Source organism: Paenibacillus sp. PAMC 26794, from assembly GCF_000316035.1.
GTDB lineage: Bacteria > Bacillota > Bacilli > Paenibacillales > Paenibacillaceae > Paenibacillus.
On sequence record NZ_ANHX01000007.1, the window covers coordinates 50,631 to 72,127 of the forward strand.

Sequence of the window (21,497 nt, forward strand, 5' to 3'; positions counted from 1 at the left end):
CCGGTTCCAAGCGTCTAATAATATGACTTTTTGAGGGGGATATTTATAAAATGGGAGCAGAAGGAGCCAAAGACAAAGAATGAATTTGAAGAAGAAATTGTCCATACTTACCGCTTTTGCTGTGTTTCAGGCGTTTGCAGTGATTCCTGCCAATGCACAATCAGCAGATCAGAGCGATACTACATCAGTGAATACAGCCAAAGTTAAATCCGTGGAGGTTGTGAAGAAAGAACAGACCATCGCGGAATCCGAAGTGAAATCCGGAACAAACACTCCAACATCAAATAATGAAACAACTGAAGAAGTGAACCCTGAGACAGATGTTCCTACAGGAACAGACGCGACTCCTGTTGAGCCGGTAATTGAACCTACGGACGAAGAAGGTACGGCTGAGGAAACACCAGCACCTGCACCAGTAGAAGTGGAGCAACCATCTACAGGCGGTTCATCTGTTGCTGGAGGCAGGGGTGGAGACCTCACTCTTTATATGAACAGTAATAAAATGATGCAAGATGGCAAGACGTATCTTGCTGGACAGCCGATGGCTGTTAAAAATGGTGTATCCTATGTAGCGATCCGTGCTCTCGTTGATCGGGTTGGCTATGATGTCAAATATGATAACACAACTAAAGAAACGATCATTATTAGTGGTGAAGATGAGCTGCGTTTCAAAACAAACAGCAAGATCTATACCGTTAATGGTGTGTCCAGAACGATGAAGGGCGCGGCTTATCAACAAAAAAATACGTTCATGGTGCCGTTGACTTCAATTACACAGGCTCTGGACATTACGTATAAAGTAAATCAATCTGCCAAAACGGTTGTATTGAATCTGAGTACCAAACCGGTGGCAAGCTTCACGGTACAAAAAGAGGTCTTTGCCGGAGACCAGGTAACCTACACAACCAGATCCAGCTCTCCCAAGGGACTCAGCATTGTAGATGAGCGTTGGACAGGCCGTCAGGATTCATTCGACCAACCAGGTGTATACACAGTAACCTATGCGGTCCAGGATTCAAGTGGTCAGTGGAGCGATCCGTATTCGGTTACGATTAAGGTTGAAAGACCGAATCTGCCACCTGTCGCGATGTTTACGACAGATAAAGAAGAATACAAAATGGGTGAGAAAATCACTTATATTGATCAAAGCACAGATGATGAGAATGCAATTGTAAAAACAGAATGGGATAACAATGCACTTGCATTCTTTGTTCCAGGACCGAAGACCGTAACGATTACAGTTACCGATAAACATGGTGCTAGCGATAGCTATACCAAGATGATCAATATTACGGGAGAAACACTTTATAGTGTGACTGACTTCAATCAATTGTTCACACCAGTCGGTGAAAAGTTCACTTTTGACGGTGGTGGAGTACCGGCATTGGAGAAAGTACCTTTCACTTATTATGATGAACCAAGTCTGCTGATCCGCAGTAACAGCCCGGAAACCGTGAATACGGAAGGCATTGTGTACAAGGAATCTTCCTTTGGACAGACACGCTTCATGATTCACCATGTGAACAACACGGGCAAAAGCGTAAAAATGTATGTTGTAGCGACAAACAACAATGCATACACGGCGTCCATTGACCAGCAAAACATGGGTTTTGCAGGACCGTCTCCTTTTGCAACGGTAGCTGGAAAGTTGTCGATTGACCGTTGGTTCCAGTCCATGCAGAATGGTACCGGACAAAAGAAAGTGTACATCCAGCCAGGAGAAAGCAAGCTGATTCTTAATGATCTGAGCGTTCTTCCGATGAAACAGGGACAAGTCATTTCCTTGTATTCGGATGTATTCAGTGACTATGAATTGGATTACAACGTTATCATGATCGAAGAAAACAAGGACCCGATGGAAGTGTTATCGAGCCTGCCGGTTCTGGATCGTGATGGAGTTCACAACCGTGGTACCTATCCAAATGCAACACGGATCATTACGTATGATCAAGAAGTAGGGTCGAAACCTGCACGTCTTCCACTTGGAGACAATGCAAGTGATCCAAACCTTGTAGGAACGGACCCTATGGCTTTCACTGAAGCGTCCAACGCAGGTAACTTCGGTGTATTGTACAAAATTACATTGAATAATGTTGCTCCGCGCACGTTGATTTCATTCAACCCTCGTGGAGGCAGATATTCAGGTGTGGCACTCGTGAATGGACAGGTCGTTCAGATTTCCACAGGTAAATCTGTAACTGCACCTAATGAGCAAAGCGTAATGTATCGCACAGGTTCGTACGGCGAGAGTGTAACCATTCTCTTCTCGGCGGCACCAGGAAGTAACTTGCCTGTTAACCTGCTGTTCACGCCGCTTCCGGCTGAAAAGTAATACCATGAACATGCACGGACGGTTTGGAGTGAAAGCTTATATCATATATACCCGTTCACCCCAAAAGTCGCCCGAACGATTGATCATCTGAACCGTCAGGAAGGGACTCCATCAAAATGTAATGTCATTAGCTCAAGCTAGACTAATGGCAATGCATGTGCATGGAGTCCTTTTTATGTGATGTTGGAATGACCTAACCCGGTGTCTTCGTTGACTCTAATCGTAATTTGATGCATTATTAGATGTATACAGAAGAGGCAAAATGCTCGTATGACAGGAGGTGCTTTAGATCATGCTGTCGACAGAACAGATTATTTCGACCATGTCCTCACAGGGGCTTCGCATTACCGATCAGCGGAAAACACTGGCCCGGTTATTTGCCGAGTCTCCGGGGTATCTTACACCCAAGGACGTCTATGAATATATGGGTAAGACTTACAGCGGACTGAGTTTTGACACAGTATATCGGAATTTGCGGGTGATGCAGGAACTGGGTGTACTGGAACAGGTCATCTTCGAAGATGGCGTTAAATTCAAAGCGCACTGTAGTGAAGATCATCATCACCATCATATGATCTGTCTGAAGTGTCAGAAGACATATCCTATTATTTTTTGCCCGATGCAGCTTGCGGATGCGCCTGAGCAATTTCAGGTTGTAGACCACAAGTTCGAGGTGTTTGGATATTGTAAGGACTGTGCAGAGCATGCTCCGGCCAAAGCGGCATCGGGACATACACACGCTCATGGGAAGCACTGACCATGAAGTTATCGCGCAGAATTGCTCAGGCACCCATTCGGGTGTACCGCAACTATATCTCTCCATTAACACCGCCAACATGTCGGTTCTATCCGAGCTGTTCGGCTTACGCCATGGAGGCGATTGAAGTGCACGGTGCGCTCAAAGGTTCGTTGTTAACAGCGAAACGTATTGCCAAATGTCACCCGTTTCATCCAGGCGGTGTAGATCTGGTGCCACCAAAGGCGGAGAAATCCATGATGGTATCAGAGTAACCATGTAGCCTGAAGTATTCGGGTGGCCTGGAAGCAGGCCGGGATTGACTTGAGGATGCTGTCCACTTGACAAAGGGGTCCGCATTTCAGTATATTTTTCCTATATGATTTTCCAGTGAAGGGATAAGTACAGACACACCCCCAGTGCAGAGAGCCGGATGAGCTGAGAACCGGTCTGGGAGGAGGATGGAATATGGTCCCGGAGGAACCTCTTTCGAGCGTGCAGACAGTGATTTCAGAGCTGCTGTCGTAAGGCTGAGGCGTGATCCAGCGTTAATGGGCGGTCGAAGGACCGACAGAGCCTGTGTTTTGCGAAAAACATGGGGAATTTGGGTGGTAACACGTGAGAGCAACTCTCGTCCCATAGGGGCGGGAGTTTTTTGTGTTCTTTTTTAGTTGTTTTGGACGAAGGGATCACATGAAGCAGGAACATTTGAAGGAGGAGAAATCATTCATGGCTGACCAAAAAACATTTTATCTGACAACCCCGATTTATTATCCGAGTGACAAATTGCACATTGGGCATGCGTATACAACTGTGGCGGGAGATGCGATGGTTCGTTACAAGCGTCTACGCGGTTATGATGCTCATTATCTGACGGGAACCGATGAACATGGCCAGAAGATTGAGCGCAAGGCACAAGAGAAAGGACAGACACCGCAAGCGTTTATTGACGATATCGTTGTGGGGATCAAGGAACTGTGGAACAAGTTGGACATTTCCAATGACGACTTTATCCGTACAACCGAAGAACGTCACAAAACCATTGTTCAGGATATCTTTGACCGTTTGCTGAAACAGGGAGATATCTACAAAGGTGAGTACGAAGGCTGGTACAGCATTCCGGATGAGACGTATTACACAGAGACTCAACTGGTGGATGTGGAGAAGAATGAGAAGGGTGAGATTATCTCGGCCAAGAGCCCGGATAGCGGACACCCGGTTGAATTGGTCAAAGAAGAATCTTATTTCTTCCGTATGAGCAAATATGCAGATCGTTTGTTGAAATATTATGAAGAGAACCCGGGCTTTATTCAGCCGGAATCCCGTAAGAACGAGATGATCAACAACTTCATCAAGCCAGGTCTTGAAGATTTGGCCGTATCGCGGACTACATTTGAATGGGGCGTCAAAGTTAAAGGCGATCCAAAACATGTAGTTTACGTGTGGATTGATGCGTTGTCCAACTATATTACAGCACTGGGCTACGGTTCATCCGATGCATCCCTGTATAACAAGTTCTGGCCTGCGGATGTTCATCTGGTAGGGAAAGAAATTGTTCGTTTCCATACGATCTACTGGCCAATTATGTTGATGGCGCTGGACTTGCCTTTGCCGAAGAAAGTGTTTGCACACGGCTGGTTGTTGATGAAGGATGGCAAGATGTCCAAATCAAAAGGCAATGTCGTTGATCCGGTTACCCTGATTGACCGTTACGGTCTCGATGCACTGCGTTATTACCTGTTGCGTGAAGTGCCATTTGGTTCCGATGGTACATTCACACCGGAGAGCTTCGTAGAGCGTGTCAACTCTGACCTCGCGAACGATCTGGGTAACCTGTTGAACCGTACAGTTGCGATGGTAGACAAATATTTTGAAGGCAAAGCCCCGGCGTTTGCTTCGAATGTAACGGAGTTTGATGCTTTGCTGGAAGAAGCAGGCCATGCTACAGTGGAAAAAGTGGAACAGGCGATGGAAAACCTGCAGTTTTCCGTAGCACTGACAGCGATCAGCCAGTTTGTCAGCCGCACCAACAAATATATTGATGAGACGCAGCCATGGGCGCTGGCTCGTGATGAAGCAAAACGCGATGAATTGGCATCCGTTATGGCTCACCTGATCGAAAGTTTGCGAATTGCTTCCATCTTGTTGCAACCGTTCCTGACACGTGCTCCTCATAAAATCTGGGCACAACTCGGCATTCAGGAAGGCGAACTCACGGCTTGGGATTCAGCCAAGCAATGGGGTCTGGTTCCAGCTGGAAACGCCTTGCAAAAAGGTGATCCAATCTTCCCGCGTTTGGATTCCGAACAGGAAATTGCTTATATCTCCGAAGCCATGACTGGCGGCCAAAAAGCACAACCTGAAGCAAGTCAAGCAGATGCTGGAGCTTCGGCAGCTGTTGAACCGGTAACTGCACCTGAGGGCACGGAAGAGATCGGGATTGACGATTTTGCCAAAGTTGAACTGCGTGTCGCGCAAGTCATTGCCTGTGAACCGGTCAAAAAAGCGGATAAGTTGCTGAAATTGCAGCTCGATCTGGGTTATGAGCAGCGCCAGGTCGTATCTGGAATTGCGAAGTTCTATTCGCCAGAAGAGATGGTTGGACGCAAAGTCATCTGTGTGACCAACCTCAAACCGGTGAAACTTCGTGGTGAACTGTCCCAGGGTATGATCCTTGCAGCATCGCATGGCGACCAGCTTACACTTGCTACAGTACCAGACAACATGCCTAATGGCGCACAAGTGAAATAAAAATATAAATATATAAATACTGTCGTAATTATGACTCAAGGTGGCCCGATGTAATTCGGGTCCCTTTTTTTGTTGATATAAATCGCATCTTAAGGGAAGAGAACAAGCATATACTGTTATGAACTTCGTACTTCGGGAGAGAATGAATAGGACGAGATAGCTTGACAACTGGGTTCAGGTTACCTATAATTCTTTCAGTAATGTTTACGATTAAGAGATGCGGAGTGAATCATAATGACATTTTATAAAGTGCAACATCAAGTTCAGGATAACCGGAAAGAAAAGACGAGCAAAAGAGGCAACATGAAGTTACTGTGGATGGGTTTGCTTATTCTCACTTTGCTGGTATTGTCAGCGTGTGGGCAGGATAGTTCCAATAGTGCGAAGATTGTGGAAGGCAAGGTAAACGTTGTGACGACATTTTATCCTGTATATGCTTTTACGACTGCAATCGGTGGTGAGGATGCCAATGTTATTAACCTGCTGCCAACGGGAGTAGAGCCACATGACTGGACTCCGAAGAGTCAGGATATTGTTAATACGTCTAAGGCACAGCTGTTTTTCTATAATGGAGCTGGACTGGAAGGATGGGTGCCAAATTTCCTGAAGTCGCTGAATAGTGATACACAGGTAAAGTCTGTTGCTGTCAGTGAAGGTGTTAAGCTGTTAACCGCTGAGGGTGATGATGGGCATGGTCACGGCGAAGAGCATGCGGATGAACACACAGATGAGGCTACCAGTGAAGATGTGGCTGATCATCATATTGATCCACATACGTGGGTTAGTCCGAAATCAGCCATGATCATGGCTGAAAACATCAAAAATAGTCTGGTCGAGGCAGATCCTGATCACAAAGCAGGTTACGAACAACGTTATGAAGCGCTTCGTACGAAGCTTGAGACGCTGGATCAGCGTTTTACAGATGAGTTGGCTACCGTACCGAACAAGGAAATTGTTGTCTCGCACCAAGCGTTCGGCTACCTTGCGCGTGATTATGGACTAAGCCAGCATGCCATTATGGGACTCTCCCCGGATGCTGAACCGACAGGACAGGATATTGTGAAGCTTGCGAAACTGGTTAAAGATGAAGGCATTAAGTACATTTTCTTCGAAGAGCTGGTATCTGACAAATTGGCGAAAACACTGGCAAGTGAAGCAGGAGTGGAGACCATGGTCCTTAATCCGGTTGAGGGATTAACCAAGGAGCAGGCAACAAACGGGGATGATTATTTCACCCTGATGGAGAAAAATTTGCAAAATCTGCTGATCGCATTAAAATAAGATAGAATGAAGGATTCAGCTCGAAGAGTCTTTACCGTTCGCGGTGAAGGCTCTTAGGACCTATGCAATCCTTATATATAATGAAGGGCGGCTTTGCCATGCAGCAAATCATGCCACTATGTCATGATCCAATTATAGAGATCGAGAAACTATCATTTTCCTACGGGGACCAGCGAGTGATTGAGAATCTTGATTTTATGGCACAGGAACGGGACTTTGTCGGGATTATCGGTTCCAATGGGGCGGGTAAAACGACATTGCTGCGCATGCTGGTAGGACTTCTTCCTCCTGCGCAGGGAGATATCAAACTATTCGGACAGTCGATCCACAGGTTCAAGGACTGGGATCGAATCGGGTATGTTCCACAAAAGAATGCATTTAACCCATTGTTCCCTGCGACCGTTCGTGAAGTGGTCATGTCAGGCTTGTACAATAACAAAAACATGTTCCGTCGTATGTCTCGCAAATGTCAGCAACAGTGCACGGATGCGATGCAGGTCATGCGGATCGAGGATCTGGCGAACAAACGAATTGGTCAATTGTCCGGCGGACAGCAGCAGCGTGTATTTTTGGCACGAGCGCTTATCAATCACCCGGATCTGTTGATTCTGGATGAACCCACCGTAGGTATTGATGCTGAATCACAGGCCAGTTTCTTTGAACTGATTACCCATATGCATGAACATCACCGCATGACTTTCCTGATGGTGTCTCATGATATGGATCGGATGGAGAGTTATCTGGGTTCTGAAGCTGCGGTAACGAATGGCAAAATTAATTTCCATGTCCGTCATTCGCATGAGGTACAGGATTGTGCTGAGACCAATCTGCAACATACCACTGCACAGGTACGCTAGCCGTATTTATGGCCCAATAGATTAGAGTAAGGCCGAAGGAGTCGTGTTTGTTTTGGAAATATTAATGAGTGATTTTTTTCAGCGTGCGCTGGCGGGGGGGTTGCTAATTGGCATTACCGCTCCGCTAATCGGACTGTTCCTGGTCTTACGGCGGTTATCCATGATCGGAGACACCTTGTCTCATGTGACCATTGCCGGAGTTGCACTTGGATTCCTGATTGAAGTGTATCCCATTGCGGTGGGCTTGATATTTGCCGTGCTTGCTTCATTTGCGATTGAGAAGTTGCGCAAAGCGTACAAGAGTTACGCCGAATTATCGATTGCCATTATCATGTCTGGTGGCGTGGCTCTTGCTTCCTTGTTCTTCACGCTGGGCAAAGGATATAATGCAGATGTCATGAGTTATTTGTTCGGCAGTATATATACATTAGACGCTACGGATCTGAAGCTGGTAGGTGTGGTTACGCTGATCGTGGTGATTGTAGTGGCATTGTTACATAAGGAATTTTTCCTGCTCAGCTTTGAGGAAGATGCGGCAGCGGTTACAGGGTTGCCTGTGAGAATTCTGAACATGTTAATCACTGTGATGACAGCACTTGTCATCAGCACAGCGATCAAGATTGTCGGTGCGCTTCTGGTGTCAGCGCTATTGACCATTCCGGTAGCGGTCAGCCTATTGATGGCCCGAAGTTTCAAATCCGCCATTATTTTGTCTGTGGTGATCGGCGAAATTGCCGTAGTCCTTGGACTGGTCGTAGCAGGCATCTGGAACCTCGCACCAGGAGCAACGATTGTATTATTGCTGATCATGATGCTGATTCTAACGATGATTGGAAAAAAAGGGTTCCGAGCCTGACGATTGAACGAGCAAGCACGTGAGCCCGGGGAAGGGAGACATCCGCTTCATGCCTGATGTTAATGTATGGATGGCTTTTGTAGCAGGTTTAGTCTCATTTATATCACCATGTTGTCTTCCGCTGTATCCATCATACCTCTCCTACATTACAGGTATGACGGTGCAACAATTGAAGGATGACCGCAATCAGCGCGAAGTCCGCTTTAAGACCATGACGCATACGCTGGCGTTTATTTTAGGCTTCTCGGCTGTATTTTATTCGCTTGGCCTGGGTGCCGGACTGTTTGGCCAATTTTTCAATGATAACCGTGAATTGATTCGTCAATTGTCTGCGATTTTGATTATGCTTATGGGGTTATTTTTGCTTGGTGTGTTTAAGCCACAGTTTCTGATGAAGGAACGCAAGTTGGATATGAAATGGAAACCAGCAGGCTATCTGGGCTCTTTTATATTTGGCATCGGTTTCTCAGCAGGCTGGTCACCGTGTATTGGCCCTATTCTGGCAACAATCATTGCTATGGCTGCAAGTGAGCCCACAACCTGGTTGGCGTTAATTACAGGTTATACCGCAGGGTTTGCAATCCCGTTTTTCATTTTGGCCTTTTTCATTGGTTCGACACGCTGGATTTTACGGTATTCCAATGTCATGATGAAAGTTGGGGGAGCATTAATGTTGTTCCTTGGGGTATTGCTTTTTACAGATCAGATGACGAAGATTACGATCTGGTTGCAGCAGATTACACCAGACTGGATGATTATTTAAACGGATGAACTGAATTCAAGTATTCTTATTATGTATGGCAAAGCAGGCTACATGTTACCAGAGACGTTCTGGGTCATGTAACCTGCTTTTTAATCGTTTGTTAGGAATGCCTATCCGAGCATATCATTACGGGCAGTCGCGTTTTTCGTTTAGGTGAAGTAATCAATATTGGATAGTGGAAAATGTTCAAAGATCCGTTCCGTAATGAATTCGCGCAGCGCATCTTGCTGGTCATCCTTATACACATACTTGTACTGACCCCAGCGGCCCCATTTCATCTTACGTTTCTCAATATCCATCTCCAGCTTGGTTTTGGGATAACGTTTCTCAATGGTTGCTTTGGCCGTTTTGGTAAAACGGTGCTGGATCATCTCAAAGGTAAGATCCTTGGTTGCTTCCTCTGGAAGCGTATCTGCCAGCTTCTGCAACAGATCCGAGTATCCTTCTTCCCAGCCTTCATACCACATAATCGGAGCGATAATGAATCCCAGGGGATAACCGGCGTGTGCAATTTTGCCAGCAGCTTCAATGCGTTCCTCAAATCTGGAGGTAGCCGGTTCAAAGTTTTTGATGACGTAATCCGAATTGACACTAAACCGGATACGGGTGTGGCCGTTATGCTTAATGTTCAGCAACGGATCAACGTGATGATATTTGGTTACGAATCGCAAGCGTCCATATTCTTCTTCCGCCATAAAACGAATCAGGTCACTTAAATTTTCCGTGATATGCTCGAGTCCTACGGGATCAGACGTACAGGCAGCTTCAAATCGTGTGATTTCAGGCGCGCGTTCTTCAATGTATCCTTTTGCAGCCTGAATGATCTCCTCGGTATTGACATAGACACGGACATAAGGTTTCGCACCAAGTGTAGTCTGAAGATAACAATAATGGCAGTGCCCCATACAGCCTGTAGAGATGGGAATGGCATATTCCGCTGAAGGTTTCGACTGGTCAAACTTGAGTGTTTTGCGCACACCGACGACCAGAGTACGCTTTGCCATCCGATATTTTTCTTGTTCGGTTTCACCCGGCAAGTTTGTGATTCGGTTATGGGATGTGGTCATCTGATAAGGGATGTTTTTGGATGTCACCCATTCCATAATCCGTTTGCCTTTATCATATTCCAACGCACCGGGTTCAAAATACACCAAATCGGGAATAAAGGGTTTAGTACCTTTTGCTTTACGAACTGGCGTTGAGGCTACACTTGTACTCACGAAATCACTCCTTTCGATGCGGAACTTTGCTTAGTTTGCCTCGTTTGGGGAGAAGTCACGCCTGCCAATTACTTGTGTAACAGCGCGCCCCGAACTGTGCAGGACTTGCCAATGCGTATTGATAACATGTATCATTATAAGATAGGGACCAGGCACGAATAGGGGCCGGTCAGAGAGAAAAGAGGGAAGCAGATGCCAACGCCCAGTATGGAAGATTATTTGGAGCGTATATACAAATTAATTGATGAAAAGGGCTATGCTCGTGTGTCTGATATAGCTGAAGGACTGGAAGTACATCCTTCATCGGTGACGAAGATGATCCAAAAGCTGGACAAAGACGAGTACCTGATCTATGAGAAGTACCGCGGACTGGTGCTTACGCCAAAAGGCAAAAAGATGGGCAAACGTTTGATGGAGCGCCATCATCTGCTTGAACAATTTTTGGCAACGATTGGTGTTCAGGAAGAAAATATCTACAATGATGTTGAAGGCATTGAACATCATCTGAGCTGGGATTCCATTACATGCATTGAGTCCTTGGTTGAATACTTCCGTCAGGATGAGAGCCGGTTGCGTGACCTCAAAAATCTTCAGGACGTCATGAGTAATACGGAGTCTTAAGTTTCAGCAGCGGAATACACATGGTGATATACAATGAATCGTATTCCTGTGATCAAAGGATGCTTCTTGCCGTTTCAATGGCAGGAAGCATTTTTTTGTGTGCAATCACACCATAATTTGGTGATTTTCGCAACTAAACGAACGGTAAGAGCGTCTATTAAACTAGTAGAATTTACCGCAAATTTATAATGATTTTGGAGGACTGCACTAATGAACGTTCGTAAAGGATTGATGCTGCTGCTCATTTTTGTACTTGGATTACAGACAGCAGGCATGACGGCACAAGCAGCCGGGCAGAAGGAAATTGCTATTTTTTTAGACGGAAACCGTTTGGAATCGGATGTATCACCCTACATCTTGCCCAAAGTAAATGTAACGATGGTACCTCTGCGTGTTATTAGCGAAGGACTGGGTGCATCTGTTCTGTGGTCTCAGGCTACGCGTACCGTGACCATTCAGAAATCTGATTCGGTCATCTCTATGACGAGCGGACGCCAGCAGGCGACCGTGGATAACGCTGTAGTTGGTCTGGATGCATCGGTAGAATTAAAGCAAGGTCGGGTCATGGTACCCATTCGATTCGTCAGTGAGAACCTTGGTATTCGGGTGAACTGGAATCAGGCGGCCCAGACTATTGATCTGTACACAGGAGACGAATCAGTCCCAACTCCTGAACCAACCCCGGTAACCCCAGCGGAGCCTGGGGGCACGGGCACTGTACCAGCTTCTGAAGAGATGCGGGGAGCCTGGATTTCCACTGTGAATGGAGACTGGCCTACATCCGGTGCCAAGGGAAATGTAGAGAAGCAAAAACAGGAGTATACGAAACAGCTAGATACGTTGCAAGGTATGGGCATTAATGCCGTATTTGTCCAAGTGAGAGCCAATGGGGATGCCATCTATCCTTCAGGTCTGGTACCTTGGAACAGCGTATTGACAGGAACACAAGGTAAAGATCCAGGTTATGATCCCCTCGCGTTTATGGTTGAGGAAGCACACAAACGGGGCCTGGAGTTCCACGCCTGGTTTAATCCGTTTAGAGCAACGAACTCCGCAAGTACATCGAACTTGGCTGCAAACCACATCTCCAAGCTTCATCCCGACTGGATTGTGAATGCATCCGGCAAAATGTACATTAACCCGGGTATCCCGGAAGCCAGACAGCATATTATCGATACAATCATGGAAGTGGTCAATCAGTATGATATTGATGGTGTACATCTGGATGATTATTTCTATCCATCCAACGTGACCTTTAATGATGATGCAGCTTTCAAAACCTATAACACATTAAACACTAAAGACCGTGCAGAATGGCGTCGGGACAATATCAATCAGTTCGTTAAGCAGCTTGGTCAGAGCATTCACAGCGTGAAAGCTAACGTTGAATATGGAATTAGTCCATTTGGTGTATGGCGTAACAAATCCGTTGATCTGACAGGTTCTGATACCAAAGCAGGAGTAACCGCGTATGACAGCATGAATGCAGATGTGCGGACATGGATTAATCAGGAGTGGATCGACTATGTCGCTCCGCAGGTGTATTGGAGTATGACACTGAGCGTAGCTCGATACGACAAAGTCGTGGACTGGTGGGCGAATGAAGTGGCTAACACGAATGTAAAATTGTATATCGGTCACTCTCCTTACAAGTTAGGTACGCCGGAGATTGGCTGGCAGACATCTCAGGAGATCATCGATCAGCTGAACTACAACAAGAAGTATGCTTCTGTTAAAGGGGATATTTTCTTTAGTTCACAATACCTGACGAAGAATCCTCTCGGCTTGATTGCCAAATTAAAAGCCTACTATGGTCTATAAAACATTTTAACAATACAGTGATAAGACAAACCCTTGTTCTCATAGAGTGGCAGTAGAAACGTGGCTGCCTGGAGAACGGGGGTTTTGTTGTGTTAATTAACGCGGTGTTTGAAGGTGGAGGCGTCAAGGGAATATCGCTTGCGGGTGCTGTACAGGGTGCTCAAGACTGCGGCATTCAGTTTAATCGAGTGGCAGGCACATCATCCGGTTCCATTGTAGCTGCTCTGCTAGCGGCCGGTTACAGGGCCGAGGAGATGAAAGTCATTATTGAGAATACCCCCTTTGTTTCATTGCTGCGTCGTTCCCCCATATTTAATACCCGATGGATCGGACCTGCGGCAAGGCTGTTCTTGAAGAAAGGCTTGTATTCGGGGGAGGCGCTGGAATCATGGATTCGCAAGATGCTGGAGCAGAAAGGGATTCGCACATTTGCTGACTTGCCACAAGGTAAGTTGCTTATTACCGCATCTGATATATCCAATGGGACCATTCTGGTGCTACCAGACGATATTCGGAGGTTCGGCATTGACCCTGCGAAGCTGGATGTTGCAAAGGCGGTACGTATGAGTTGCAGTATCCCGTATTTTTTCGATCCGGTAGTCATACGAAAATCACCAGTATTCTCCAAAGGACTTCCTTTTCAAGATCAGTTTGTGTATGTCGTGGATGGTGGATTGCTTAGCAATTTTCCGTTGTGGCTCTTCGATGGTGATCGTTCGGAACGAGGAGGAGACGTTATTCCGGTTGTCGGGTTCAAAATGGTAGGTAAGACGGAAGTGGAACCTGCCCGGATTAAAGGACCGCTAAGCATGCTTCAGGCCCTTGTAGAGACGATGCTCACAGCACATGATGAACGTTACATCGAACAGATTAACCGGTTTCGTACAGTGAAGATACCAACGCTTGGGATTAAACCAACGCAATTTCATTTATCGGTACAGGACAGCACAGCCTTATATCGATCAGGCGCAACCGCAGGGAGCGAATTTTTCAATGGGTGGAATACGAAAATGTATGGTGAACAGCTGGACAAACAAAGAAAAGAACTGCGCAAGAAACAGGCAGAAGCTCCCCCTCTGATTCCTGTATAAACGCGAAAAAAGCAATTCTCCGCATGTTGGGAGAACTGCTTTTTTGTATGTTTCAGTAGCTTTTAGTGAAATTTCGGTATATCTTCATCGCTTTTCCCTTTTTGTCCCTGAATCACTTGGAAAGGATAATCCTTGCGTTTCTTTGAAGAGCCGCTGCTCTTTCTGGCACTGGACTGTGCATTGACTTTCGCCATGGTTCGTGCCGATGGCTTAATCTTTGGTGATTTGGCTTTTTGTGCCCAGCGACGAGGCGGATATTTGTACAGCAGGAATACGGCTCCGAACACGACCAGAGGAATTATGATCCTAGATGGACTAGCGTTCCCCAGCCAAGTCAAGACTCCAACAGCAGCTAGTGCGATGAACGTCCAAAATAAGATTGCCTGCTTGTTCATATCATTCACCCTTTCACAGGATCGAGTGTTGCAACAGGTACTTCTGACATAGCAGAGACATTGGCAAGCTTGGCATCCAACTCACGCATACGGTTAAACGAAGCAATGGATACTTCTACCTGTTCGTTGGTCGGTTCTTTTGTTGTCAGCAATTGCAGCCACAATCCCGGGTATCCAAGATAACGCAGTACAGGAATATCACGTACTGAATTCGTGAGCTTTAACAGCTCAAAAGAAATGCCCAGTACAACAGGCAACAACAGCAAACGCTGGCCCATCCGTTCCCAGAGGTTATCGTACGTGAAGAGGGAGTATAGAAACACTCCAATAATGACAGTCAACATAATGAAGCTGCTTCCGCAGCGGTAGTGCAGTCGGCTGTACTTTTGCACGTTCTCCGGTGTCAGTTCTTCACCAGCTTCATGTGCGCTGATTACTTTGTGTTCCGCTCCATGATACTGGAAGAGACGTTTGATCATCGGCGTCTGTGAGATTAACCACAGATAGGCGAGTAACAGGATCAGCTTAATGCCGCCTTCCAGTAAATTATGCAAAAACTGATTGTCGAATGCATTTTTGAATAGAAAATTCTCGATAACAACAGGAAGCAATGTGAGCACAACTTTACCAAAAAGGAATGAAAGGATGGCGACGGCGGTCACACCAATGATCATGCTTAGGCTCCAGCCCGAACCTTCTTTCTCTTTTTGCTTGGCTTTCTCTTCCGGTTCCAGTTCATCATCAGCATAGGCGTCAGCAGAATAATTGAGATGTCTGCTACCTTTGACACTTGAATCTATAATGCTGACAATTCCGCGTAATAAAGGAATCCGCCGCAATTTCGTGACCCAGGACTTGTCTTGCTTGGGAACTTCCAGATACGTAATTTCGCCGTCTTTTCTACGAACAGCTGTAACGTTGACATGTTTCCCACCGAACATTACGCCTTCAATGACAGCTTGCCCCCCATAGCTGACAGGCTTGGATTGTTGAGGCAAATTATTCACCTTCCTATTCTGTTCTAGGCCTTCGCGATCAAAGGCAGTTTAATAACCCTATTGTATCGAATTTTAAGACCAATTTCTAGTTTGTGAGTCAAACCTTGAAGGATGTTGTTAAGATTGTCCTGTTTTGAACATACTACCTCGTAGAATCGGAGCGGAAATTAGAGGCATAATGCGGGATTATCAACGGAATGAAGGAGAATATCGATGACAGAACGTAAGCATGAAAATACATCACAAGATGAAGGTCAACGTCCCAATGAGCGGCAGCAAAAAGACAAGGGCAGGCGCCCTACCCAGAGGCAAGGTCAAGCACACTACTACACGAAGCCATTTTCCTTTGCGTTAGAGCTTGGCTTTTTTGCCGGTTTTATCTGGGGTGGGCTACATTGGCTATTCTATCTGTTGCATTTTACGATTGTACCTGTCGGATTTCTGGCCGAGCCTTTTTTCAAACATGAATATATATATACCGCAGCAGGACATTTGACAGGCTGGCTGTTTTTTATCGTCTTTTCCATCTTGGCATCCTTGCTATACACGTTCACGATTAGAAAACTGAAAGGGCCGTTACCCGGCATGGTTTATGGAATCGTCTGGTGGCTGATTCTCTTTATACTTGTAGGACCAAAACTGGGGATGATGAAACCTTTGAACGGTTTAACGTGGGATTCAATCATCACGGAACTCTGTTTCTTTTTGCTATGGGGGCTGTTCATTGGTTACACGGTAGCCATGGAGTACACGGACGAACGCAAACGCGAGCCGGAGCAAGCGGGGGCATAGCGCAAAAAAGCTTCTCAATCCGGCAATGCCTGTGTTAAAATAGCAGATGGTTATTTGCAGAGAGGGTGGAGCAGCGATGAAACGAATTATTGTGATCAATGGTCCGAACCTGAACATGCTTGGTGTACGCGAACCGGGCATCTATGGAACGCTTAGTCTGAAGGATATTGAGGACAAAATTCGCAGACAGGCTGATGAAATTGGCGTCTCCATCGCTTTTTATCAATCGAACCATGAAGGGGACATCATTGACCGCATTCATGCAGCGTTGGGTGAGGCAGACGGAATAATACTGAATGCCGGAGCATTTACCCATTATAGCTATGCTATACGTGATGCAATCAATGCTGTAAAAGTCCCTACAGTGGAAGTACATCTATCCAACATTCATGCACGCGAAGCGTTCAGACATCATTCAGTGATTGCAGCGGAAACAATCGGGCAGATTGCCGGATTTGGCGAAGTAAGCTATGAACTGGGATTGCTGGCTCTTGTGCGTCATCTGGACAAACAAACCTGAGCCGGGAACCCGGGAATGTGAGAGAAAGAAGGGTTACCGATGGAAAACAAACGAGTAAATAAGTTGCGTGAAGCCATGCGTGAGCATGAACTCACTGCAATGCTGATTACAAACCCGATTAACCGTCGTTATATGACGGGTTTTACAGGCTCGGCGGGATATGTGCTGATTACGGAACAGGATGCATATCTGCTGACTGATTTCCGTTATATGTCACAAGCACCTCAGCAAGCCAAAGGATTCACCGTAGTTGAGCATGGAGCTAAGCCAATGGATTCGGTGCGCGAACTGCTGGCATCGGCGAATATCAAAGAAGTTGGCTTCGAGCAGGATAGTGTTACATTCGGCACACATGCTGCTTATGCTGAAGCACTTCAATCTATCGAACTGAAAGCTGTATCCGGGATCGTGGAACAACTTCGTATGTTCAAGGATGAAGATGAGATTGCGGTCATGCAGAGAGCAGCAGATCTGGCGGATGCCACGTTCAGCCACGTTTTGCAGTTTGCAAAACCAGGTATGACGGAGCGTGAAGTGGATCTGGAGATGGAGTTTTTCATGCGCAAGCATGGAGCAACGTCCTCTTCGTTTGACACCATTGTAGCATCGGGTGAACGTTCTGCTATGCCTCACGGTGTAGCGAGCAGCAAGGTCATCGGACAGAATGAGTTAATTACATTTGACTTTGGTGCACTTTTGGACGGATACTGTTCAGATCTGACACGTACCATTGCAACAGGTTCACCTGTACCTGAACTGCGCAAAATTTATGACATTGTACTGGAAGCTCAGTTACATACGCTGGAGAACCTGAAACCGGGTATGACCGGACGGGAAGCAGATGCATTGGCTCGTGATATCATTGCAGGTCACGGATATGGAGATCAATTCGGACACAGCACAGGCCACGGTCTGGGTATGGAAGTTCATGAAGCTCCTCGCTTGTCCAAGCTTAGCGACGATGTGTTGAAACCGGGTATGGTTGTTACTGTTGAACCGGGTATATATATTGACGGGCTTGGCGGCGTGCGTATCGAGGATGACGTAGTGATTACCGAGACGGGTATTCATATTCTCACGAAGTCGGACAAAAAGTTCACCGTAATCGGCTAAATTACAGCCACAGGGATATAAGACGATTTTTAATGTGTTATTTAAATTGAAAATAAGAAATTTCACCATAACGGAGAGTGCAGAACCAATCTGAAGAAGCGAAGCGTTCGCCTTTATCACCGGATTTTCCCATTGATGATGGGATCAAAAAAATCTGGGGATAACAGCGATCGGAGGATGGTACTGCAATCGAATTGAACGAGGTGGCCTTTCTTGGACTCATTTTACATATAACATTAACCCATCGTCTTATATCACCTACTTTTTAACCATATCAGGAGGGATTTTTTGTGATTTCAGTAAACGATTTTAAAACAGGCTTGACCGTGCAAGTAGATAACGATATCTATACCGTGCTTGATTTCCAACACGTTAAACCAGGTAAAGGCGCTGCCTTTGTACGTTCCAAATTGAAAAACCTGCGTAACGGTAACACCGTTGAAAAAACATTCCGTGCAGGCGAAACGATTGGTCGTGCCATCATCGAAAACCGCGGCGTATCCTACCTGTATGCAAGCGGTACAGAGCACACGTTCATGGATAACGAAACATATGATCAGTTCACATTGACTAGTGATCAACTGGAATGGGAATTGAACTTCCTGAAAGAAAACATGGTCGTTAAGATTGTTAGCTACCAAGGTGAAATTCTCGGAATTGACTTGCCAACAAGCGTTGAGTTGAAAGTCATCGAGACTGAGCCAAGTGTTAAAGGTAACACTGCACAAGGCGCTACCAAAAATGCAAAAGTGGAAACAGGCTTGAATGTACAGGTTCCTTTGTTCATTAACGAAGGTGACGTTCTCCTGATTGACACACGTGAAGGTAAATACTCTTCCCGTGCGTAACTTTCACAAGCTGTAAGCTAATAAACGGTATTAACAACCCTTTGCCAATCCTTTGGCGGAGGGTTTTTTCGAAAAAAGATTAGCCTATAAGACGCTTTCGTAATATACTGGGTTAAAGTCATTTCTCGTAGAGAATAATGACGATGGACATTAATTATGCATACTGCACAAGGTAGGGAGTGGATTTGCGTTGTCATTGTACGTCATGAAATTTGGGGGCAGCTCGGTCGGAGATACAGAACGCATGAAGCGTGTAGCCGGACGTGTTGTAAAAAAAGCTGATGAAGGACATCGGTGTGTAGTCGTGGTTTCGGCCATGGGGGATACAACAGATGATTTGATTGATCAGGCAAAACAACTGAATAGTGATTTGCCTGCTCGTGAGATGGATATGCTCTTAACGACAGGAGAACAGATTTCGATCTCTTTGTTATCGATGGCTATTCAAGCGCTTGGACGTAAGGCAGTATCGTTTACGGGCTGGCAAGCGGGATTCCGCACAGAGCCGGTTCACGGAAAAGCACGTATTCATGATATTCAACCTGACCGTGTGAATGCAGCACTTGCCGAGGGCAACATTGTTATTGTTGCAGGCTTCCAGGGCATGACGGAAGACGGCGAGATCACAACGCTGGGTCGTGGTGGTTCGGATACAACAGCTGTAGCGCTGGCGGCAGCAATTAAGGCTGATGCGTGTGAGATCTATACGGATGTAGACGGAATATACTCTACGGACCCGCGGATCGTTAAGGTTGCGCGCAAGCTGAAGGAAATATCCTATGACGAAATGCTGGAACTTGCTAATTTGGGAGCAGCGGTGCTGCATCCGCGTGCAGTAGAGTACGCGAAGCATTCCGGTGTACCTTTAATCGTAAGATCCAGCTTTAACCATAATGAAGGAACGGTTGTGAAGGAGGAAGCAGCAATGGAACAAGGCGTAGTGGTTAGTGGTATTGCCTATGACAAAAATGTGGCTCGCATCAGTATCCTGGGTGTGCCGGACGTACCAGGAGTTCTGGCCGAAGTGTTTGGCTCTCTTGCATCCGAACAGCTGGATGTGGACATTATCGTTCAGAGCGGAGTGATGGATGGCAAAGCGGACTTCTCGTTCTCTGTGGCGCTGTCTGATCGTGAGAACGCATTACGTGTCATTGAAGGCCTTCACAGCCGCTTGCCTTACCGTGAAGTCACATCTGAGGAGAACCTCGTTAAAATCTCCATTGTTGGCGCAGGCATGGTCAGTCACCCAGGTGTAGCTGCGAAGATGTTCAAAGTCATTTCCGCTGAAGGCGTGAGTATCAAGATGGTGAGCACTTCCGAGATCAAAGTATCTTGTGTCATTGACGGAGATAAGCTGCATGACGTCATTAAGGCATTGCATACAGCATATGATCTCGACACTGCCGAACAAGCCGTTATCGGTGGACCTCAAGATCGCAGATAAGTATTTTCTATGTATGTAAATTAGCAAAGGTGTACTGTTGCCAACGGGCAGCAGTACACCTTTTTTTGTTTTTCTCATAGTAATTCTCACATCAACTTAAACATCTTTCCGCCGCGTATGCCTTTATAAGGTTGCATGAGGTTCCCCTCCCCCATCTCGGGAACACAATCCAGCAAGTTTAATTGAGAACAATACGAAATATCATGAACTCTGCCTAACTTTTCAAGCCTACGCCCGCTAACAGATCCCTGCACCAGCTCCGGGATGCTCTCCTGACATTGGGATACCGTCTGATGAAGTACTATGCCGAGATCGTTTAGTTGGAGGGGAGAACAGGATTGACGGTGCAGTTCGTCGATGATACATCCAGCACACAAGGCGTCCTCCAGTGCAAATTCATCCTGATTCCCCGCACATAACAGCAATACATCTCGTTGAAGTTGGCAAAGAACTGCTGCGACAGCCCTGACATTGAGAAATGATCCAGCTAGTACATGTTTCGCCCTGGAAGCTTTAATCAAAGCTCGGGTTCCATCGGTTGTGGTTAGAATGATTGTTTTATCTGCAATGCCTGCAGTCATATATTCATAGGGGGAATTCCCCACTTCGAATCCGGTGATTTTTTTGTCAAAACGCTCCCCGCCTCGAATGCAATCTTTCACTTCCATTTGTTTGGCTTGAGGAACGGTCTCTACGGCAATCACAGCCGAAGCGTCATACGCCAGAGCCGTAACAATCGTACTGGTCGTACATAATACATCAATGACAACTGCACTTCGCCCTGCAATATCAATGGTACGTACTTCATTCACATTGCCAACGACATCAACTCGCACTCCCCACAACTCCTTTCTGTATCTGGGGATCGGTAGTTCTGTTTTGAACCGAAATGGAACTTACCTATCTGCAATTACTATATGCATGCACATCTAGACGGGTGCCTAGAACAGAAGGTGGATCTATGGTTTCAACTCTCAACCGTATTCTGAAGAATTGATAGATTTCAGCGTCATAAATTAAATGTACAGGCATAAACTTGAGATATGAACAAGCGCCAG

Annotated in this window: 20 protein-coding genes; 16 read left to right on the plus strand and 4 right to left on the minus strand. The window is 46.2% G+C overall.

Annotation, left to right across the window (positions count from 1 at the left end; all coding sequences use genetic code 11):
• Positions 1–79: 79 nt before the first annotated feature.
• From D829_RS0104065 to D829_RS0104100, 8 genes are all read left to right on the plus strand, one after another.
• A complete protein-coding gene (locus D829_RS0104065; protein WP_017687563.1) occupies positions 80–2,332 on the plus strand; it encodes a stalk domain-containing protein in 2,253 nt (750 codons plus the stop codon).
• 292 nt (positions 2,333–2,624) lie between these two features.
• Positions 2,625–3,089 carry a Fur family transcriptional regulator gene (locus D829_RS0104070; RefSeq protein WP_017687564.1) on the plus strand — a complete coding sequence of 155 codons (465 nt, stop codon included), beginning with the start codon at positions 2,625–2,627 and terminating at the stop codon, positions 3,087–3,089.
• 2 nt (positions 3,090–3,091) lie between these two features.
• The gene (yidD, locus tag D829_RS0104075; RefSeq protein ID WP_017687565.1) at positions 3,092–3,343 is read left to right on the plus strand and encodes a membrane protein insertion efficiency factor YidD; all 252 of its coding nucleotides are present in this window, start codon (positions 3,092–3,094) and stop codon (positions 3,341–3,343) included.
• A 418-nt stretch (positions 3,344–3,761) separates the two neighbouring features.
• Complete coding sequence (gene metG, locus D829_RS0104080; RefSeq protein WP_081594936.1) at positions 3,762–5,819, plus strand: methionine--tRNA ligase; 2,058 nt, start codon at positions 3,762–3,764, stop codon at positions 5,817–5,819.
• 303 nt (positions 5,820–6,122) lie between these two features.
• Positions 6,123–7,100, plus strand: coding sequence for a metal ABC transporter substrate-binding protein (locus D829_RS0104085; RefSeq protein WP_026080989.1), 978 nt, complete (start codon positions 6,123–6,125; stop codon positions 7,098–7,100).
• 98 nt (positions 7,101–7,198) lie between these two features.
• Entirely contained in the window at positions 7,199–7,957 is a 759-nt protein-coding gene (locus tag D829_RS0104090) for a metal ABC transporter ATP-binding protein (protein ID WP_026080990.1), read from the plus strand.
• A 52-nt stretch (positions 7,958–8,009) separates the two neighbouring features.
• Entirely contained in the window at positions 8,010–8,813 is an 804-nt protein-coding gene (locus tag D829_RS0104095) for a metal ABC transporter permease (RefSeq protein ID WP_017687569.1), read from the plus strand.
• 49 nt (positions 8,814–8,862) lie between these two features.
• Positions 8,863–9,576, plus strand: a complete 714-nt coding sequence (locus D829_RS0104100) for a cytochrome c biogenesis protein CcdA (protein WP_017687570.1) — start codon at positions 8,863–8,865, stop codon at positions 9,574–9,576.
• Positions 9,577–9,725: 149 nt separating this feature from the next.
• On the opposite strand, the gene splB is transcribed toward D829_RS0104100, so the two are convergent.
• Positions 9,726–10,796, minus strand: coding sequence for a spore photoproduct lyase (gene splB, locus D829_RS0104105; protein WP_017687571.1), 1,071 nt, complete (start codon positions 10,794–10,796; stop codon positions 9,726–9,728).
• A 192-nt stretch (positions 10,797–10,988) separates the two neighbouring features.
• On the opposite strand from splB, the gene mntR reads away from it, so the two are divergent.
• From mntR to D829_RS0104120, 3 genes are all read left to right on the plus strand, one after another.
• The gene (gene mntR / locus D829_RS0104110; protein ID WP_017687572.1) at positions 10,989–11,417 is read left to right on the plus strand and encodes a transcriptional regulator MntR; all 429 of its coding nucleotides are present in this window, start codon (positions 10,989–10,991) and stop codon (positions 11,415–11,417) included.
• Positions 11,418–11,627: 210 nt separating this feature from the next.
• Positions 11,628–13,238, plus strand: coding sequence for a family 10 glycosylhydrolase (locus tag D829_RS0104115; protein WP_017687573.1), 1,611 nt, complete (start codon positions 11,628–11,630; stop codon positions 13,236–13,238).
• An 89-nt stretch (positions 13,239–13,327) separates the two neighbouring features.
• Entirely contained in the window at positions 13,328–14,329 is a 1,002-nt protein-coding gene (locus D829_RS0104120; RefSeq protein WP_017687574.1) for a patatin-like phospholipase family protein, read from the plus strand.
• 62 nt (positions 14,330–14,391) lie between these two features.
• On the opposite strand, the gene D829_RS0104125 is transcribed toward D829_RS0104120, so the two are convergent.
• Complete coding sequence (locus tag D829_RS0104125; RefSeq protein WP_017687575.1) at positions 14,392–14,724, minus strand: hypothetical protein; 333 nt, start codon at positions 14,722–14,724, stop codon at positions 14,392–14,394.
• 5 nt (positions 14,725–14,729) lie between these two features.
• On the minus strand, positions 14,730–15,722 hold the full coding sequence (locus tag D829_RS0104130; RefSeq protein ID WP_017687576.1) for a DUF1385 domain-containing protein: 993 nt from the start codon (positions 15,720–15,722) through the stop codon (positions 14,730–14,732).
• 213 nt (positions 15,723–15,935) lie between these two features.
• Here D829_RS0104130 and D829_RS0104135 point away from each other — a divergent pair, with 213 nt between their 5' ends.
• The 5 genes from D829_RS0104135 (at position 15,936) to D829_RS0104155 (ending at position 20,439) form a co-directional block, all read left to right on the plus strand.
• Positions 15,936–16,514 (plus strand): YqhR family membrane protein, encoded by a 579-nt coding sequence (locus D829_RS0104135; protein ID WP_017687577.1) that lies wholly within the window; start codon positions 15,936–15,938, stop codon positions 16,512–16,514.
• A gap of 76 nt (positions 16,515–16,590) precedes the next feature.
• Positions 16,591–17,034, plus strand: a complete 444-nt coding sequence (gene aroQ / locus D829_RS0104140; protein WP_017687578.1) for a type II 3-dehydroquinate dehydratase — start codon at positions 16,591–16,593, stop codon at positions 17,032–17,034.
• A gap of 39 nt (positions 17,035–17,073) precedes the next feature.
• Positions 17,074–18,147, plus strand: coding sequence for a Xaa-Pro peptidase family protein (locus D829_RS0104145; protein ID WP_017687579.1), 1,074 nt, complete (start codon positions 17,074–17,076; stop codon positions 18,145–18,147).
• Positions 18,148–18,437: 290 nt separating this feature from the next.
• The gene (gene efp / locus D829_RS0104150; protein WP_017687580.1) at positions 18,438–18,995 is read left to right on the plus strand and encodes an elongation factor P; all 558 of its coding nucleotides are present in this window, start codon (positions 18,438–18,440) and stop codon (positions 18,993–18,995) included.
• 190 nt (positions 18,996–19,185) lie between these two features.
• Positions 19,186–20,439 (plus strand): aspartate kinase, encoded by a 1,254-nt coding sequence (locus tag D829_RS0104155; RefSeq protein WP_017687581.1) that lies wholly within the window; start codon positions 19,186–19,188, stop codon positions 20,437–20,439.
• Positions 20,440–20,525: 86 nt separating this feature from the next.
• On the opposite strand, the gene D829_RS30385 is transcribed toward D829_RS0104155, so the two are convergent.
• Positions 20,526–21,275, minus strand: coding sequence for a 2-phosphosulfolactate phosphatase (locus D829_RS30385; RefSeq protein ID WP_017687582.1), 750 nt, complete (start codon positions 21,273–21,275; stop codon positions 20,526–20,528).
• Positions 21,276–21,497: the final 222 nt, after the last annotated feature.

Coding starts and splice junctions, on each gene's coding strand:
- D829_RS0104065 (WP_017687563.1), top strand. CDS start 80: ATGAATTTGAAGAAGAAATTGTCCATACTTACCGCTTTTGCTGTGTTT.
- D829_RS0104070 (WP_017687564.1), top strand. CDS start 2,625: ATGCTGTCGACAGAACAGATTATTTCGACCATGTCCTCACAGGGGCTT.
- yidD (WP_017687565.1), top strand. CDS start 3,092: ATGAAGTTATCGCGCAGAATTGCTCAGGCACCCATTCGGGTGTACCGC.
- metG (WP_081594936.1), top strand. CDS start 3,762: ATGAAGCAGGAACATTTGAAGGAGGAGAAATCATTCATGGCTGACCAA.
- D829_RS0104085 (WP_026080989.1), top strand. CDS start 6,123: ATGAAGTTACTGTGGATGGGTTTGCTTATTCTCACTTTGCTGGTATTG.
- D829_RS0104090 (WP_026080990.1), top strand. CDS start 7,199: ATGCAGCAAATCATGCCACTATGTCATGATCCAATTATAGAGATCGAG.
- D829_RS0104100 (WP_017687570.1), top strand. CDS start 8,863: ATGCCTGATGTTAATGTATGGATGGCTTTTGTAGCAGGTTTAGTCTCA.
- mntR (WP_017687572.1), top strand. CDS start 10,989: ATGCCAACGCCCAGTATGGAAGATTATTTGGAGCGTATATACAAATTA.
- D829_RS0104115 (WP_017687573.1), top strand. CDS start 11,628: ATGAACGTTCGTAAAGGATTGATGCTGCTGCTCATTTTTGTACTTGGA.
- D829_RS0104125 (WP_017687575.1), bottom strand. CDS start 14,724: ATGAACAAGCAGGCAATCTTATTTTGGACGTTCATCGCACTAGCTGCT.
- D829_RS0104135 (WP_017687577.1), top strand. CDS start 15,936: ATGACAGAACGTAAGCATGAAAATACATCACAAGATGAAGGTCAACGT.
- aroQ (WP_017687578.1), top strand. CDS start 16,591: ATGAAACGAATTATTGTGATCAATGGTCCGAACCTGAACATGCTTGGT.
- D829_RS0104145 (WP_017687579.1), top strand. CDS start 17,074: ATGGAAAACAAACGAGTAAATAAGTTGCGTGAAGCCATGCGTGAGCAT.